We start from the raw sequence: 16,544 nt of genomic DNA, 5'->3' as shown, positions 1-16,544 counted from the left end.
ATCCCTCCTGACATAGGGTGGTTCCGCAGTTCAACCAGTGCGAGCCCGGAAGCCGGGCCCATCACCGTCGCCCCGGGGGGAGCCGAGCCCAATGACGTCGACCTCGTGGCTGCGCGCACGCCCGCGGACGTTCCTCTCCGCCGGTATCGTCACCGTCGCGGCGCTGACGATCGGAACCCTCGCCGTCGCGTACGAGGGCGAGCCCACGACCGAGGTCGACCTCCACGACGGCGGCGTGTGGGTGACCAAGCAGTCGAGCCTGCTCGTGGGGCACTACAACAATGAGTCCCGCGTGCTCGACGGCAGCCTGCGCACGACCTCCGCCGAGTACGACGTGCTCCAGTCGGGCCCCCGCGTCGTCGTGGTCGACGCCGACGGGTCGGCGATGTCGGCCGTGGATCCCGCGAAGGTCGTGCTGTCGGGCACCGCCGAGGTGCAGCCGGGAGCGCAGATCGCGCTCGGCTCCGACACCGTCTCGGTGCTCGACGCGGCCGGAGACCTGCGCACCGTGCAGTTCGCGGGTGTGAACGGCTTCAGCTTCGAGGGCAACGAGCCGATCGCCGAGCTCGGTGAGAACGCCACGGCGACCGTCGGCACCGATGGCACGATCTACGCGGCGTCCGCGGCGGGCGCCTCGCTCTACGCGTACGCGCCGATCGGCGACGGCACTGTCGCGCAGACCGCCGAGCGGAGCCTCGAGGGCATCGCCGAGGATCACGAACTCGCGATCACGTCGCTCGGGCAGACCCCGTTCGTCCTCGACCGGGAGACGAACGTGCTCTATGGCGGCGACGGATCGCAGACCGATCTTCCCGCCGATGCGCTGCTGCAGCGTCCGTCCAACTCCGCCGAGACCCTCACCGTCAGCACGCGCAGCGCGCTGTTGCGCGTGCAGCCCGGCGGACAGACGACGACGATCGAGGCCGGCGCCGAGGGCACCCCCGCCGATCCCGTGTACGTCGGCGGCTGCGCCTACGGGGCGTGGTCGGGATCGGGAGTGTTCGTGCGCGACTGCGCGAACGACGCCGACGATGTGGTGCAGGAGATCGAGGGCATCGATCCCGCCGCGAAACTGGAGTTCCGCGTGAACCGCGATGTCGTCGTGCTCAACGACGTGTTCGGCGGCGCGGCCTGGCTGGCGAGCGAGAACATGCAGCGCGTCGACAACTGGACCGACATCACCCCGCCCGAAGGCACCGGTGACGAGGAGCAGGAGACGACCGAGGAGACGGTCGAGACCGCCCTGCCCGAGCGCACCGACGAGAACACGCCGCCGATCGCCGTCGACGACTCGTTCGGTGTGCGCCCCGGTCGCACGACCGTTCTCCCCGTCCTCTTCAACGACACCGATGCCGACGGCGACGTGCTCGTCGCCGAGGCCACGAGCGATCCCGCGTTCGGTGAGATCTCGCAGATTCAGAACGGCGGCGCCCTACAGATCGCCGTGCCCGACGACGCGTCGGGGTCGACGTCGTTCACCTACACCGCCGATGACGGCCGGGGCGGCGAGGCCTCGGCCACCGTCCGGCTCTCGGTGCGCGGTGACGACGAGAACTCACCGCCGGTCCAGCAGCGCGTCACGCCGGTCACCGTCGAGGCCGGCGGCACCACGTCGTACAACGTGCTGAGCGAGTGGATCGACCCGGACGGCGACGACATCTTCCTCAAGTCGGTCCAGCCCGACGGCGGCGACGAGGCCGACTTCACGTCCGACGGTCAGATCACCTACCGCGCCATCGGCGCGGTGCAGGGCCGCAAGGACGTGCCCATCATCGTGTCCGACGGAACGGACGACGGCGCCGGGGTGCTCCGCATCGACGTCCGTCCTCCCGGGACGACGGTCCCCGTGACCAACGCCGATCACGTCGTGACCCGCGTCGGCCAGTCCGTCACCGTTTCGCCTCTCTCGAACGACACGAGCGCCGGCCGCGAGCCGCTGCGTCTGACGCGCGTCGACGAGGTCGAGGGTGCGACGATCCAGCCTGACTTCGCCGAGCAGACCTTCACCTTCACCTCCGACGCCGTCAACACCTACTACGTCGACTACCTCGTGTCGGCAGGCCCGAACAGCGTCCCAGGGCTCGTGCGGGTCGATGTTCTGCCGGCGGCGGACACCAATCTCCCGCCCGTCGCGGTGCGAGACGTCGCGCTGCTGCCGACCGGCGGCGACGTGCTCGTCAACGTCCTGGGCAACGACACCGACCCGGCCGGCGGCATCCTCGTCGTCCAGTCGGTGACGGCCGACCCCGACGGCGGCGTCACGGCAGCGGTGCTCGGCCACGAGACCGTCCGCATCACCGATCAGGGCTCGCTCAGCGAGCAGACCCGGGTGTCGTACACGATCTCCAACGGCGATCAGTCCGCCACGGGTGAGATCGTCGTCATCCCGATCCCCGCACCCGACCGGCTGCGGCCACCGGTCGCGAACAACGACACGGCGGTCGTTCGTGTCGGCGACGTCGTCACGATCGACGTGCTCGCCAACGACACCCACCCCAACGGCGACACTCTGCACGTGTCTCCCGAGCTCGTGCCGCCGCTCGTCGACGAGGCCGACGGCCAGGTGTTCGTCTCGGAGGACAAGCTCCGGTTCCGCGCCGGCGACGAGCCCAAGACCGTCAACGCCACGTACGAGGCGGTCGACAGCTCGGGTCAGCGTGCCGGCGCGTACGTGACGATCCAGATCCTGCCGCGGCAGGATGACGCTAACGCCGCCCCGCGTCCCCGCGACCTCACCGCACGCACGCTCAGCGGATCGGAGGTCACGATCCCGGTGCCGCTCGACGGCATCGACGAGGACGGCGACTCGGTCGAATTGCTCGGCATCGCGAGCTCGCCGAGCAAGGGCCGCATCGTCGAGACCGGCTCCAACACGTTCGTCTACGAGGCGTTCGACACGAGCGTCGGCTCGGACTCGTTCACCTACCGAGTGCGTGACCGCCTCGGCAAGGAGGGCACCGCCCGCATCCAGGTCGGCATCGCCCCTCCCGAGACGACCAACCAGGCGCCGTACGCCGTGAAGGATGCCGTGATCATGCGGCCCGGGCGTCAGGTGGCGGTCTCGGTCCTCGAGAACGACTCCGATCCCGACGGCGACCAGTTCGGCTTCGCCGCCGACGCTCTCGAGGTGCCGGACGTCGACGGTCTCTCGGCCGAGGTGTCGGGCGAGCAGATCGTCATCACCGCGCCCGACGCGCCGATGAACACCAGCATCCAGTACACGATCGAGGACGCTCGCGGGCTGACCGCGACGGCCCCCGTGCAGATCACCGTCGACCCCGACGTGCCGCTGCAGCGCCCCATCGCCCGCGACGACCGCGTGCGCGCCGAGGACGTCGACGAGAACGGCGTGGCCGAGGTCGCGGTGCTCGACAACGACGACGACCCCGACGGCACGCGCAGCGCCTTGCGCGTGACGCTCGGCGCCGGCGGCGAGAACGCCACCGTGCGCCCGAACGGCACGGTGTCGGTGCCGCTGACCGACGAGCGCCAGCTCATCACCTACTTCATCACCGACGAGGACGAGCTCACCGCGGCCGCCTTCATCCACGTGCCCTCGCTCGCCGAGCTTCCGCCGAGCCTGATCTCGACCGAGGCGCTCGTCGTCCAGAGCGGTGAGACCGTCGACCTGCCGCTGTCGGAGTACGTGCGCGCCTCGGGCGGGCGCGACGTCGTCATCACCGAGGCCGAGAAGGTCACGGCGGCCCATTCGAACGGTGCATCCCTCGTCAAGGACGAGCGGACTCTCCAGTACACCTCCGCCGCCGACTACTTCGGTCAGGACGCCCTGACCTTCGAGGTCACCGACGGCTCGGGGCCCGACGATCCCGAGGGCCGCAAGGCGACCCTGATGATCCCCATCACCGTCACGCCTCCCGACAACCGGCCGCCGAGCATGATCGGCGCGCAGATGGAGGTCGCGCAGGGCGAGGACGCCCGGACCCTCGATCTGGCCGCGCTGGCGACCGACCCCGATCCGGGCGATGCCGAGAAGCTGCGATTCGCGGTCGTCGGCAGTGCGCCCGACGGGCTCACGGCGCGCGTCGACGGGTCCGTGCTGTCGGTCGAGGCGAGCACCGACGTCGCCAAGGGAACGTCCCTCCCCGTGCAGGTGAGCGTCACCGACGGCGAGTCCGACCCGGTGACGGCGACGATCACGGTCACCGTCACCGCCTCGACCCGCCCCCTCGCTACGGCGAACGCCGACGTCATCGAGCAGGCCGACCAGGGCGAGACCATCTCGGTTGCCGTGCTCGACAACGACGTGAACCCCTTCCCCGGCACGCCGCTGAAGATCGTGGGCGCGTTCACCGAGACCTCGGGAGCCTCGGCGACCGTCGCCGGCGACCGCGTCGAGGTCACCAGCCGCGCCGACTTCGTGGGAACCCTCGTCGTGCGCTACCGGATTCAGGATGCGACCGGCGACCCCGACCGCGAGGTCGAGGGCCAGATCCGCATCACGGTGCAGGGGCGACCGGATGCCCCGGGCAAGCCGACAGTGACGAGCGTCGAGAGCCGCACGGTCGTGATGTCGTGGTCGCCGCCCGTCGACAACGGCGCCTCGATCACGGGCTACACCGTACGCTCGACCGCCGGCTCGTACACCCGCGAATGCCGTTCGACGACGTGCACGCTCGACGGGCTGACCAACAACGTCGAATACAACTTCGTCGTCACCGCGACCAACCGCGTCGGCGAGTCCGACCCGTCGCTGCCGTCCGAGACCGCGCGTCCCGACCAGCGGCCCGACACCCCGAACCCGCCGAGTCTCGCCTTCGGCGACCGCAGTCTGGACGTGTCGTGGACGGTTCCTCGCACGGAGGGCTCGCCCGTCGAGAGCTACAGCCTGCAGATCTCGCCGGCGCCGCCGTCGGGTGTCGCCGAGAAGACCGGCGTGACCGGAACCCGGATCACGTGGGACGGCCTGCAGAACGGTGTGCAGTACCAGGTGCGCGTCCGTGCCCACAACCGCGCGCCCGAGCCGTCGAGCTGGAGCGTCTGGTCGCAGGCGATGGTGCCCGCCGGCAAGCCGGATGCTCCCGGCGCGCCGTCGACCCAGCGCCTCAACCCGGTGGGCAACCGCTCGCAGATGCAGGTGAGCTGGAACCAGCCGGCGAACAACGGCGACGCGATCGCGGGGTACCAGCTGCAAGTCCGCCGCGGCGGCGCGACCGTCGACACCATCAGCGTGCCCGCCGGCCAGACGAGCCAGGCCGTGACCGTCGACACCTCGACGACCGACTACACGTTCGTCGTCCGCGCCCAGAACAAGGCGGGCTGGGGCGAATGGAGCGCGGCATCCGCACCTCGACGCGCCTTCACACCTCCCGGTGCCCCGACCGGAATCAGCGCGAGCGAAGGCGACAACCGCGTCACCGTGTCGTGGACGGCCGGGCCGCTCAACGGCGCGAACCCGGGTGAGGTCAGCTACCAGTACTCCGTCAACAACGGCGGCTGGCGCAGCGACTGGATCGGCGGCGGCAACGGCGGATCGGGCACGATCGGCAACGGCCAGGTCAACAACAACGGCACCTACACCGTGCGCGTCCGTGCCGTGGCCACAGCCGACGGATCGCGGTACGAGGGCGAGCCCTCGGCCGCATCCAACCAGGTCGCACCCTACGGCCAGATCGGCAACCCGTCGGCGAACGCCACCCGCGACGGCAACCGCGTCACGCTGTCGTGGTCTTCGCCGGCACGCAACGGGCGCGACATCACCACGGAGATCAGCATCAACGGCGGCGGCTGGCAGCGTGTGGACGCGAGCGGATCGAACAGCCGGGATGCGGGCTACAGCAGCACGCAGACCATCCGGGTGCGCGTGAGCGCCGCCGGCAGCGAGGCACGCGAGGCCTCGGCGAGCGTGACGACACCCAACCCGCCGCCCCCGCCGCAGCCACGCGCGTCGGTCGAGAAGGGCTCACCGGTCGGCGGCTGCGTCAACGGCTGCTTCCACCTGAAGGTGAACACGCAGGACTTCCCCGCGGGCAACTACCGCATCGACTGCTACGACGGCAACCGGAAGTTCAACACCTACCCGTCGTCGTACGACGTACCGGCCAACGGCTCGATCCAGCTCGACTGCTGGATCGGCGCCGACGGCCGCGACATCTCCGCCGAGATCATCGGCTGGGGTCGAACCAGTACGACGCGCTGGTAGCGCCCGCATCCGCCCCCGGCATCCACTCATCACGAGGAACGAGAACGAACGAATGAGCATGACACCCGAGCAGGCAGCGTGGTTCCGCGACACCTTCGCGCGCCTGATCGACAACGTCGACGCCGCCCTCCTCGGCAAGCGCGAGGTCGTCGCCCTCGTGCTGTCGGCGATGATCGCCGAGGGGCACGTGCTGCTGGAGGATGCACCGGGTACGGGCAAGACGAGTCTGGCCAAGGCGATCGCGGCGAGTGTGCAGGGCACCTCGACGCGCATCCAGTTCACGCCCGACCTGCTGCCCTCCGACGTCACCGGTGTGACGATCTACGACCAGGCGAACAAGCGCTTCGAGTTCCACCGCGGACCCGTCTTCGCCTCGATCGTCCTGGCCGACGAGATCAACCGTGCCTCGCCGAAGACGCAGTCGGCGCTGCTCGAGGTGATGGAGGAGTCGCGGGTGACCGTCGACGGCGTCGCGCACGAGGTCGGGCGCCCGTTCCTCGTCATCGCGACGCAGAACCCGATCGAGCAGGCGGGTACGTACAAGCTGCCGGAGGCCCAGCTCGACCGCTTCATGATCAAGACGTCGATCGGCTACCCGACCCTGGCGGTCTCGGAGCGCATCCTCGTCGGCGCCGTCGACCGCAACCCGTCGGCCAGCCTCAAGCCTGTCATCACCACGCGCGCAGTGGGCGAGATGGCCGACCTCGCCGCGACCGTCCACATCGACCCGGTCGTCGCACGGTACGCCGCGCAGATCGTCGAGGCCACGCGCGAAGCGTCGGCGACGCGCCTCGGCGTCTCGGTGCGCGGCGCCATCGCGATGATCCGTATCGCCAAGGTGTACGCGGCCGCGCAGGGGCGCCACTACGTCGTGCCCGACGACATCAAGCTGCTCGCGCTGCCGGTGTGGGCCCACCGTCTCGTGCTCGACCCCGAGGCGGAGTTCACCGGCACGACCGCCGAGACCGTCATGAACAACGCCCTCGCCGACGTCGAGGCCCCCCTCGCGCGGGCGGACGCTTGATGGCCACACCCCCTGCCGCCTCGACCCCGACGCGCCGACCGCGCCGGGGCCGAGGCGCTGGCAGCGGTGAGAGCGCGGCCGACCTCACGTCGGGTGGCGCCGCGGACTCCCGCACCGTCGGCGACACGACCCGAGACGCCGACGCGACCCTGCGGGTGGGCACGACGACCCTGTCGGCCGACGCCGCCCCCGTCAACGCGGAGACGCCGTCGCGGCTGGTCCTCTGGCTGGAGCGTCTCGAGTCGTGGTGGGCGGTCGCGCGGCGCGGTATCCGTCTGGTCACCCGCACCGTCCGCCCGCTGGGCTGGGTGCTGCTGTTCGCGACCGTGCTGCTGTGGGTCGTCGCACTCAGCTTCGGCTGGCAGGAGATGGTCATCGCCGCCGTCATCCTCACCGCCATCGTCGTCATCAGCGTGCCGTTCCTCTTCGGCGGCACGGCGTACGACGTCGACCTCGATCTCACGCGCACCCACGTGGTCGTGGGCGAGCGCGCGATCGGTGGACTGACCCTCGTCAACGGCACGTCGCGCTCGATCCTGCCGTCGCGGGTCGTCCTGCCCGTCGGGTCGGGGCGCGGCGAGTTCGACGTGCCGCGGCTCGCGCCCCAGGCCGCCCACGAAGAGCTGTTCGCGATCCCCACCACCGCCCGCGGGGTGCTCGCGGTCGGCCCGGTCAGCGTGCTCCGCGGCGACCCGCTCGGACTCTTCGAGCGCAGCAGCGACCGCCGCCAAGCCGTCGACCTCTACGTGCACCCGCGCACCGTCCCCCTCGAGGGGCTCTCGCTCGGGCGCCTGCGCGACCTCGAAGGGCTGCCCTCGACGCAGCTGGCTCCCGACGACGTGTCGTTCCACGCCTTGCGCGAGTACCAGCCCGGTGACGACCTGCGTCACGTGCACTGGAAGTCCACCGCACGCGTCGGCAATCTGATGATGCGTCAGTACGAAGAGACGCGCCGGTCGCACTTCGTGCTGGGCCTCTCGACGTACGCGGGCGACTACGCCGACCCCGACGAGTTCGAGCTCGCGATCTCCGCGGCCGGCTCGATCGGACTGCGCGCGCTGCGCGATTCCCGCATGCTCGAGGCGCGCACGCAGCGCGGTCCGCTTCGCACGGAGGGGCCCCGTCGCCTGCTCGACAACCTGTCGGCTCTCGAGCATTCGCGTCAGCGCGACGGGGGCATCGTGGCCCTCGCCGGGACGATCGCGATGAACTCCCACGGCATCGCCATCGTCGTCCTCTTCTGCGGCTCGGGTGCCGACCCCGCCGAGCTCAAGCTCGCCTGCTCGCGACTGCCCCAGGGCGTCCGGGTTCTCGCCGTCGTCGCCGACCGCTCGGCCGACGTGCCGCTGCTGCGTCGCGTCGGCGACGCCGATGTCATCTCCATCAGCGCGCTCGACCAGCTCGCGCCCGCGATGCGGAAGGTGCTCTCGTGATGTCGCCCGTCCGCCGCCGGCTCGTGCTCGACCTCGTCGCCGTCGCGCTGCTGCTGTCCGTGGCGATCGTCGGCTTCGGGCCGACGTTCGACGGGGGCGCGTACCTCGTCGCGGGATTCGGCGCGCTGGTCATCGGCGTCGGCATCGCCTGGCTGTGTGCGCGACGCCGCTGGGGCGTGCTGCCCACGGCGGGCCTGACCGTCGCGGCCTACTTCATCTTCGGCGGGGCTCTCGCGCTGCCGCACACCGCGCTGTTCGGCGTCATCCCGACCCTCGATACGTGGACGCAGCTCGCCCTCGGCTCGGTGCAGTCGTGGAAGCGCCTGCTCACGACGGTGGCTCCCGTGGCGCCGTACGACGGGCACCTGATCGTTCCGTTCCTGCTCACTCTCGTCGCGACCGTCCTCACGGCCTCTCTCGCGCTGCGCCTGCGCCAGGCGGCGTGGGCCCTGATCCCCGTGACCGCGTTCCTGGTCGCGCAGATCCTGCTCGGGATGACCGAACCCGCCGTCCCGGTCCTCCAGGGCGTCGTCTTCGCCGTGGTCGCCTCGGTGTGGCTCGCGCTGCGGCAGGCCTGGGACCCCGACAACGCCGCCGTCCGCATCGAGCCGACGGCGACCTCGGATGCCGCGACCCTCCGGCACACGCGCCTGCGTCGCCTGATCTCGGGAACCGCCGTCGTCGCCGTCGCCGTGGGTGCCGGCGTCGCGACCGCCGCCGTGGCGAGTCCGCCGTCGACGCGGTACGTGCTGCGCGACATCGTCATCCCGCCCTTCGACGTCAAGCAGTACCCGAGCCCGTTGCAGGGCTTCCGCGGTCTCGTGCGCGATGACGCGGACACGCCGCTGTTCACGGTGCAGGGTCTCCCCGACGACGGCCGTATCCGCCTGGCGACGATGGACGCCTACAACGGCATCGTCTTCAACGTCTCGGACGAGGGCGCCGGATCGTCGAGCTCGTTCACGCCGCTCCGCTCGAACATGTCGCCCGACGCCGAGGGCGTGCCCGGTCAGCTGCAGTTCGAGATCGACGAGCTGCGCGGCGTGTGGCTGCCCGACGCCGGTGCCGTGCGGTCGATCGAGTTCGAGGGCGAACGCGCCGACGAACTGCGCCGCACCGCCCACTACAACGACGCCACGGGGACGGCGGCCGTCACCGCGGGGCTCGCTCCGGGCACGACCTACACGGTCGACACGGTGTTCCCCGTGCTGCCGACGGACGAGGCGCTCGCCGACGTCGCGTTCGCGCCCGTGAAGATGCCGAAGCAGGAGGGCATCCCCGACGGGCTGTCGCAGATCGCCACGGATGCCGTCGGCGACGCGGATACGCCGATCAAGCAGGTCCGCGCGCTGACGGACTGGCTCTCGACCGACGGCTACTTCAGTCACGGGCTCGAAGACGACCCGTACTCGCCCTCCGGTCACGGCGCAGCGCGCATCACCAGCTTCTTCGGCGGCGATGAGATCATCGGCGACGACGAGCAGTACGCCGTCGCGATGGCCCTGCTGTCGGCTCAGCTGGGCATTCCGGCGCGCGTCGTCATGGGGTGGCACCCCGACGAGGGCGACACCGCCGGGGAGTTCACCGCGACCGGCGACAACGTTCACGCGTGGGTCGAGGTCGCGTTCGAGGGGTACGGGTGGATCCCCTTCGACCCGACGCCCGACGAGGACAACGAGCCGAACGAGCAGACGACGACTCCGCGGGCCAACCCCAAGCCGCAGGTGCTGCAGCCGCCGCCTCCCGCCCAGGAGCCGGCCGAGCTGCCGCCCGCGATCGCCAACGATCGTGACCAGGAGGAGGAGGACGACCCCGGCTTCGACTGGATCGGCGCGATCCTCGCCCCGGTCGGCATCGGCATCGGCGTCCTGGCGATCATCTTCGCGCCGTTCGTGATCATGGGCGCCGTCAAGACCGCCCGACGCACGAAGCGGCGAAACGCCGACAAGCCCGCCGACCGCATCTCCGGCGGCTGGGACGAGCTGATCGACCGTGCGGTCGACCTCAATGCGCCGGTCGCCTCGGGTGCGACGCGCACCGAGAGCGCACGGGTCGTCGCCGCCACCATGGACCAGCCCGACGTGACCGCCCTCGCGACGTCGGCCGATGCGCGCGTGTTCGGACCGGGCGAGCCCTCCGCCGAAGACGTCGACGCCTTCTGGCGCGAGGTCGACGCGATCGTCGTCGGCATGAGCGGTCGCGCGTCGGTGTGGCGCCGGCTGCGCGCTCGCCTCAGCCTGCGGTCGTTGCTGCGGGGCCGGACGCGGCGCGCCCGGGGAGGCAGCGCATGAGCGCGATGATCTTCGACACCGAGCCGCTCGCGGGGGTTCCCGACATCCGGAGCGGCGCGCGTGCGCTGCTGACGTGGGATGACGGCACCCGCACCGCCGTGTACGGCCGAACGGTCTTCGGCCGCGACCCTCATCGCGGCACCGGGGCCGATGCGATCGTGCTCCGCGACGAGACGCTGACGTTGTCCCGAACCCACTTCGAACTCGTTCCCCTCGAGCCCGGCGGTCTCGCCGTCATCGATCGCGCGTCGACGAACGGGGTGGTCGTCACCCGCGGAAGCGACGGCGTTCCCGTGGTGCCGGGCACGCAGACGGTGCTCCGCAGCGGTGACCGGCTCGACCTCGGTGATCGGTGGCTCGTCGTCCAGGTCGTGCGGTGACTCCCATGTCGGTACGGGTCGGACACGGTGCCGCGACGCACGCCGGGCTGCGGGGGCGCGCGAACGAGGACTCCTACCTCGCGGCAGCGCCCGTCTTCGTCGTCGCCGACGGCATGGGCGGGCACGAGGCCGGTGCGCGCGCGAGCGCGGCCGCGGTGGCCGAGTTCGAGCCTCTGGTGGGCGTCGCCGTGGTGACGAACCAGGACGTGCGGGCGGCCATCGAGCGGGCGCGGGCGAACATCGACGCCCTCGCCACCGGCCAGCGCGCGGCCGGGACGACCTTGACCGGGGTCGTGCTGACCCGTGTCGGAGACGCCGGCTACTGGCTGACGCTGAACATCGGCGACTCGCGCACGTACCGGTGGGCGCGCGGCCGCCTCGAGCAGATCAGCGTCGACCACTCCGTCGTCCAGGAACTGGTCGACTCGGGGCAGATGGACGCCGAAACCGCCGCGCGCCACGCACGGCGCAACGAGATCACCCGAGCGCTCGGGGCCGGCAGCGTCGGGCAGGCGGATTTCTGGATGCTGCCCGCGGAGAGCGGCGACCGCATCCTCGTCTGTTCGGACGGTCTGTCGACCGAGCTGGACGACGAGCGGATCGCCCGTATCCTCGACGAGGAGACGGAACCGCAGGATGCCGCGCAGCGACTGGTCCACGAAGCGTTGCTGCACGGTGGTCGCGACAACGTCACGGTCATCGTCATCGACGCGCTGGGCGACGGCGGTGACGATGTGTACGACACCGTGCCGTCCGCTCAGCCGGATGACGCAGACATAGACACCCGGCCGCGCGCAGCGGCCGCAGGGGGGAGAGCCTGATGGTCGAGGTCCGCTACGTTCCGGCGACGGGCGCGGAGCACTGGCGCGTCGCACTCGCGCCCGCAGCGGCCGTCGCCCTGCCCGCGAACGTGTCGATCCCGACGGTCGAGGCCGTGTGGCGCCGACTCGCGGAACGCGGCATCGGCGCCGTCATCGAGGCCCTCACCGGCGCGTTCGGCACCTCGCTGGCGGCTATCCCCGACTTCATCCTGGCCATCGTCGAGGGCGACGGGCTCCGCGTCGCGGTGCGCGGGCCGGTCGAGCTCGTCGTCGAGACCGAGTCCGGGCCGCTGTCCGTCTCGGGCCAGGGAGTCTCGACGTGGGTCGAACGTCACATCCCGGGTGTCCGGCGCGCGTCGGCTCTCTTCGCCGAGGCGGCCGACGAGGCCGCGTCGCTGCCCTTCGTCGAGGGCGTCGTCGCGGCAGACTCCGTCACCGTCGACCTGACGGATGCCCGGCCGGGCGTCCGCTCCGCGAGCCCCTTCGTCGCAGCGCCGACCGCGCCGGCGCCGCCCGCGGCAGAGCCCCCCGCGTCCGCGTCGCCTCCGGTGTCCACGCCGGTACCGGTCGCTGCGCCGGCATCCGCCGCCGAGCCGCAGCCCGAGCCGCCTATCGTCGCCGAGCCCGAGCCCGAGCCAGAGGCCGAGGCAGGGCCGGTGGACGATGACATCCCGTTCGACGAGTCGCCCGGCGCGCAGACGTTCGTCCCGCTCGGCGACACGGCCGCCGCCGACGAGCACGCGATGATCTGGGGAGAGACGGTGGTCCGGCCGACGCTGCCCTCCGAGCAGCCCGACGCGGCCGACGCGCCCCTTCCCGCCGATGACGCCACCGTCGTGTCCTCTCCCGCCGGCCCGGCCGGCGACCACGACGGCGAGACCGTCGCCGTCGCCGACATCCGCGGCGCGCGACGGGGCGAGCCGGCGGTCTACGAGTCGACCGAGATCGTCCCGGCTCGTCGCCTCGCGCGGGGCCGCATCCGTGTCTCGGACGGGCAGGTCGTCGAGCTCGACAACACCGTCATCGTCGGACGGCGCCCGCGGTCGTCGCGATCCACGGGCGACATGCTCCCCACGCTCGTCGCCGTCGAGAGCCCCGAGCAGGACATCTCGCGCAATCACGTGGAGATCCGGGCGGAGGGCGAGCACGTTCTCGTGGTCGACCTCGACACGACGAACGGCTCGGTGCTGCTGCGCGGCGGCAACGACCCGGTGCGGCTGCATCCGAACGAGCCGACGATGGTCGTCTCGGGTGACGTGCTCGACATCGGTGACGGCGTCACGATCGCCTTCGAGGATCTGCCGTGAGCGCAAAGCGGCCCCCGGCGCCGCCGCCCGAGCTGCCCGGGTTCACCTACCTCGAGCTGCTCGGTTCGGGCGGCTTCGCCGACGTCTACCTGTACGAGCAGCACCTGCCTCGGCGCAAGGTCGCGGTGAAGGTGCTGCTGCCGGAGCGGATGGCGGGCGGCTCGGTCGAGCAGTTCACCGCCGAGGCGAACGTCATGGCGATGCTGTCGACGCATCCCGCGATCGTGACGATCTACCAGGCCGGTCTCGCCGACGACCAGCGGCCGTATCTCGTGATGGAGAACTGCCCGCGGCCGAACCTGCAGGTGCGCTACCGCACCGCGGCGTTCTCGGTGGCCGAGGCGCTGCGCGTGGGCATCCAGGTCGCGGCGGCGGTCGAGACGGCGCACCGTGCCGGCATCCTGCATCGCGACATCAAGCCGGCCAACATCCTCGTGACGGAGTACAACCGCCCCGCGCTGACCGACTTCGGCATCGCGACGACGACCGACAGCGCCGATGAGACCGCGGGCATGTCGATCCCCTGGTCGCCGCCCGAGGCGTTCGGCGAGGGCATGGACTCGGGCGTGCGCTCGGACGTCTACGCACTCGGCGCCACGATCTACACGCTGCTGGCGGGCCGTTCGCCCTTCGAGCAGCCCGGCGGACGCAACGGCGCCGCCGATCTCATCCAGCGCATCGAGACCGCACCGCTCGAACCGCTCGACCGCGCCGACGTGCCGCCGTCGCTGCAGCAGGCGCTCGCTCGTGCGATGGCGAAGAGTCCCGCGGCGCGCTTCGACAGCGCGGTGGCGTTCGCCCGTGCGCTGCAGCGCGTTCAGATCGAGCTCGCCCATTCGGTGACGCCGATCGACATCCTCGACGATTCCCCCGACGCCGAGGAAGAAGAGGATGCCGACGGCGAGCTGACTCGCGTTCGCGGCATCGTGAGCATCGAGCCGACGACGGCGCCTCCCGCCGGGTCCACGCGACGCAAGGACGGGGCGGCCGCGACGTCGCCGTTCGCGCCGGCCGCCTCGGGATCGCCGTTCGCGCCGGCGGCCCCCGACGAGACCGTGCTGCGCCCCTCTGCGCGTGCCGGGCAGGACGCCACCGTCCGCCGTCCCCGCACGGTCGAGCCGGCCGCCGATCACACGGTGCAGCGCGGGGCGACGGCGTCCGCGGCGGCCGCGAGCGTGACGAGCCCGGACGCCGTCGCGCCGGGGGAGGGAACCCCCGCCGGGACGGCCGAGGATGTTGCACCGGGGCGCTCGCGCTCCTGGCTGTGGATCGCCCTCGGCGGCGTCGCCGCGGCGCTGGTCGTCGCCCTCGTCGTGGTGGCGAGCATGCTCCAGCCGTCTGCCCCTGCCGAGCCGCAGGCGAGCGAGTCGCCCTCCAGCGCCCCGCAGGACCCGCTCGCCGGTTTCGTGCCGCGTGTGGGCGACCTCGCGGGTGCTGCGGCGGGTGCCGACGTCACGTTCACGTGGACCAACCCGAACCCCGCCGAGGGCGACTCGTACCTCTGGTACCCGGTCACGCTCGACGGCGCGAGCGCACCGCAGCGCGTCGAGGACGAGACCGTCACCGTGCCGGCCGACCCGTCGGGCCGGACCTGCATCGAGGTGCAGCTCGTGCGCGCGAACGGCGGAGCGGGCGATGCCGTGCGGGGATGCACGCCCTGACGCCGCGTCAGCCGCGGCCGGGCTTGTCCTGATCGCGCTTGCTCTCCCGCTCCTCGGCCTTCTTCTGCTCGTCGGCGTCCTTCTTCGCCTCCTGCTCGGCCTTCTTCGCCTCCTGCTCGGCCTTCTTCGCCGCTTCCTCGGCGGCCTTCCGGTCTGCCTCCGACCCCGGTCCTGGGCCGGTGGTGTCCTCCACCGGCGCGGCGGGCTGCTCACCGGACTGGTCCGATTGATCGGTCACGACGGTGGCGGGCTCGGTCTCGTCGGTGGGCGCCGGCTCCGGGACGGGAGACTCCTCGGTGTCGGCGGGAGTGGTCGGCGGGGTCTCGGGCGCCGCGCCCGCGAGCCCGAGGCCCGTGATCGCGGCCGCCGCGAGAGCGGCTGCGGCGAGCCCGCCGATGAGGCCGAGCCGCGCTCGCGAGGGGCGACGACGCGCTGACGGGGCCGGATCGGCTGCAGCGTCGGGAAGGATCCGCGTCGGGCTGGTCCCAGCCGTGACAGCCGTCGCCGGGACCGTAGCCGCCGCGACCGCGGCAGGGACGACGGGACGCGCCGGCGTCGCGGGTGCGCGGGCCAGATCGGATGCCGCCGCGAAGACCTCGGCCGCGCTGGGGCGGTCCTCCGGCCGCATAGCGGTCATGCGGCGCAGCAGGGCGACCCACGCGGGGTCGAGCGTGTCGGGAATCTCGGGTGCGACGGTGAGCCGTGCGAGTGCTTCGCCGAATCCCTCGGCGCGCGGAAAAGCGCGCTGGCCGGTCAGCGCTTCGAGCATGACCAGGCCGAGCGCGTAGATGTCGGCGGGCGGAGCGGGCGGCGCCCCGGTGAGCTGTTCCGGGGAGAGGTATGCGGCCGTTCCGATGACCGTTCCCGGCTGGGTGAGCCGAGCGGCATCCACGAGAACCGAGATCCCGAAGTCGGCGAGCTTCGCGCCCGATCGGCTGCCGAGGGGCGGCACCGGCGCCAAGAGGACGTTCGACGGCTTGATGTCGCGGTGCACGATGCCCGCGTCGTGCACGACGTGGAGCGCCTCGGCGAGGTCAGCCGCGAGAGCCGCCGCGTCACCGGCCGGGAGAGGCCCCTCGGCGATGCGCGCCGCGAGGGTCGGGCCCTCGACGAACTCCATGACGAGGTACTCGGCCCGGCCCGGCGCCAGCTGCGCGTCGTAGAGCGTCACGAGAGCGGGGTGGTTGAGCGAGGCGAGCACGGTCATCTCGCCGCGCGCGCGGGACGAGGTGCTCGCTCCCTCCATCTCGGGTCGCAGCAGCTTGATCGCCACGGTGCGTCCGAGGAGGACGTCCTCGGCCCGGTGGACCCGGGCCATGCCGCCGTGGCCGACGCATTCGCCCAGCAGGTATCGACCGTCGAGCATCGCCTCCGTGGGCGGAGGTTCGTTCGTGACCATGGCGTCTCCCTGCGACCGCATCCCCGGGTCGGATCGGCCACGCTCAACGGTAGAGTCCGTCCGGCCGC

At 71.8% G+C, this 16,544-nt stretch carries 9 protein-coding genes; 8 read left to right on the top strand and 1 reads right to left on the bottom strand.

The window, feature by feature from the left end; genetic code table 11:
* The first annotated feature begins 91 nt into the window (after positions 1-91).
* Genes MTS1_RS08215 through MTS1_RS08180 form a run of 8 tightly spaced genes read left to right on the top strand, consistent with a single transcriptional unit; the run spans position 92 to position 15,077 of the window.
* Positions 92-6,160 (top strand): Ig-like domain-containing protein, encoded by a 6,069-nt coding sequence (locus MTS1_RS08215; protein WP_023953004.1) that lies wholly within the window; start codon positions 92-94, stop codon positions 6,158-6,160.
* A 52-nt stretch (positions 6,161-6,212) separates the two neighbouring features.
* Positions 6,213-7,184, top strand: a complete 972-nt coding sequence (locus MTS1_RS08210) for a MoxR family ATPase (RefSeq protein WP_023953002.1) — start codon at positions 6,213-6,215, stop codon at positions 7,182-7,184.
* Entirely contained in the window at positions 7,184-8,617 is a 1,434-nt protein-coding gene (locus tag MTS1_RS08205) for a DUF58 domain-containing protein (protein ID WP_023953000.1), read from the top strand. Before MTS1_RS08210 ends, MTS1_RS08205 begins: the two co-directional genes overlap by 1 nt.
* Entirely contained in the window at positions 8,617-10,908 is a 2,292-nt protein-coding gene (locus MTS1_RS08200; protein ID WP_023952998.1) for a transglutaminase-like domain-containing protein, read from the top strand. The genes MTS1_RS08205 and MTS1_RS08200 overlap by 1 nt, the downstream gene beginning before the upstream one ends.
* Positions 10,905-11,288 carry an FHA domain-containing protein gene (locus MTS1_RS08195; protein ID WP_023952996.1) on the top strand — a complete coding sequence of 128 codons (384 nt, stop codon included), beginning with the start codon at positions 10,905-10,907 and terminating at the stop codon, positions 11,286-11,288. Before MTS1_RS08200 ends, MTS1_RS08195 begins: the two co-directional genes overlap by 4 nt.
* A 5-nt stretch (positions 11,289-11,293) precedes the next feature.
* On the top strand, positions 11,294-12,109 hold the full coding sequence (locus MTS1_RS08190; RefSeq protein ID WP_023952994.1) for a PP2C family serine/threonine-protein phosphatase: 816 nt from the start codon (positions 11,294-11,296) through the stop codon (positions 12,107-12,109).
* Positions 12,109-13,416, top strand: a complete 1,308-nt coding sequence (locus tag MTS1_RS08185; RefSeq protein ID WP_023952993.1) for an FHA domain-containing protein — start codon at positions 12,109-12,111, stop codon at positions 13,414-13,416. The genes MTS1_RS08190 and MTS1_RS08185 overlap by 1 nt, the downstream gene beginning before the upstream one ends.
* The gene (locus MTS1_RS08180; protein WP_023952992.1) at positions 13,413-15,077 is read left to right on the top strand and encodes a serine/threonine-protein kinase; all 1,665 of its coding nucleotides are present in this window, start codon (positions 13,413-13,415) and stop codon (positions 15,075-15,077) included. The genes MTS1_RS08185 and MTS1_RS08180 overlap by 4 nt, the downstream gene beginning before the upstream one ends.
* A 7-nt stretch (positions 15,078-15,084) precedes the next feature.
* Here the strand turns inward: MTS1_RS08180 and MTS1_RS08175 are convergent, their stop codons facing one another.
* Complete coding sequence (locus MTS1_RS08175) at positions 15,085-16,476, bottom strand: serine/threonine-protein kinase (RefSeq protein ID WP_023952991.1); 1,392 nt, start codon at positions 16,474-16,476, stop codon at positions 15,085-15,087.
* Between the last annotated feature and the right edge of the window lie 68 nt (positions 16,477-16,544).

Origin of the sequence: Microbacterium sp. TS-1 (genome assembly GCF_000509385.1) — a bacterium.
GTDB lineage: Bacteria > Actinomycetota > Actinomycetes > Actinomycetales > Microbacteriaceae > Microbacterium > Microbacterium arborescens.
The sequence above is the reverse complement of the archived record's forward strand: the minus strand, read 5'-3'. Positions and strand labels throughout refer to the sequence as shown.

Excerpts from the sequence above, each read along its gene's own strand:
- MTS1_RS08215 (WP_023953004.1), top strand. The coding sequence starts at position 92 with ATGACGTCGACCTCGTGGCTGCGCGCACGCCCGCGGACGTTCCTCTCC.
- MTS1_RS08210 (WP_023953002.1), top strand. The coding sequence starts at position 6,213 with ATGAGCATGACACCCGAGCAGGCAGCGTGGTTCCGCGACACCTTCGCG.
- MTS1_RS08205 (WP_023953000.1), top strand. The coding sequence starts at position 7,184 with ATGGCCACACCCCCTGCCGCCTCGACCCCGACGCGCCGACCGCGCCGG.
- MTS1_RS08200 (WP_023952998.1), top strand. The coding sequence starts at position 8,617 with ATGTCGCCCGTCCGCCGCCGGCTCGTGCTCGACCTCGTCGCCGTCGCG.
- MTS1_RS08195 (WP_023952996.1), top strand. The coding sequence starts at position 10,905 with ATGAGCGCGATGATCTTCGACACCGAGCCGCTCGCGGGGGTTCCCGAC.
- MTS1_RS08190 (WP_023952994.1), top strand. The coding sequence starts at position 11,294 with ATGTCGGTACGGGTCGGACACGGTGCCGCGACGCACGCCGGGCTGCGG.
- MTS1_RS08185 (WP_023952993.1), top strand. The coding sequence starts at position 12,109 with ATGGTCGAGGTCCGCTACGTTCCGGCGACGGGCGCGGAGCACTGGCGC.
- MTS1_RS08175 (WP_023952991.1), bottom strand. The coding sequence starts at position 16,476 with ATGGTCACGAACGAACCTCCGCCCACGGAGGCGATGCTCGACGGTCGA.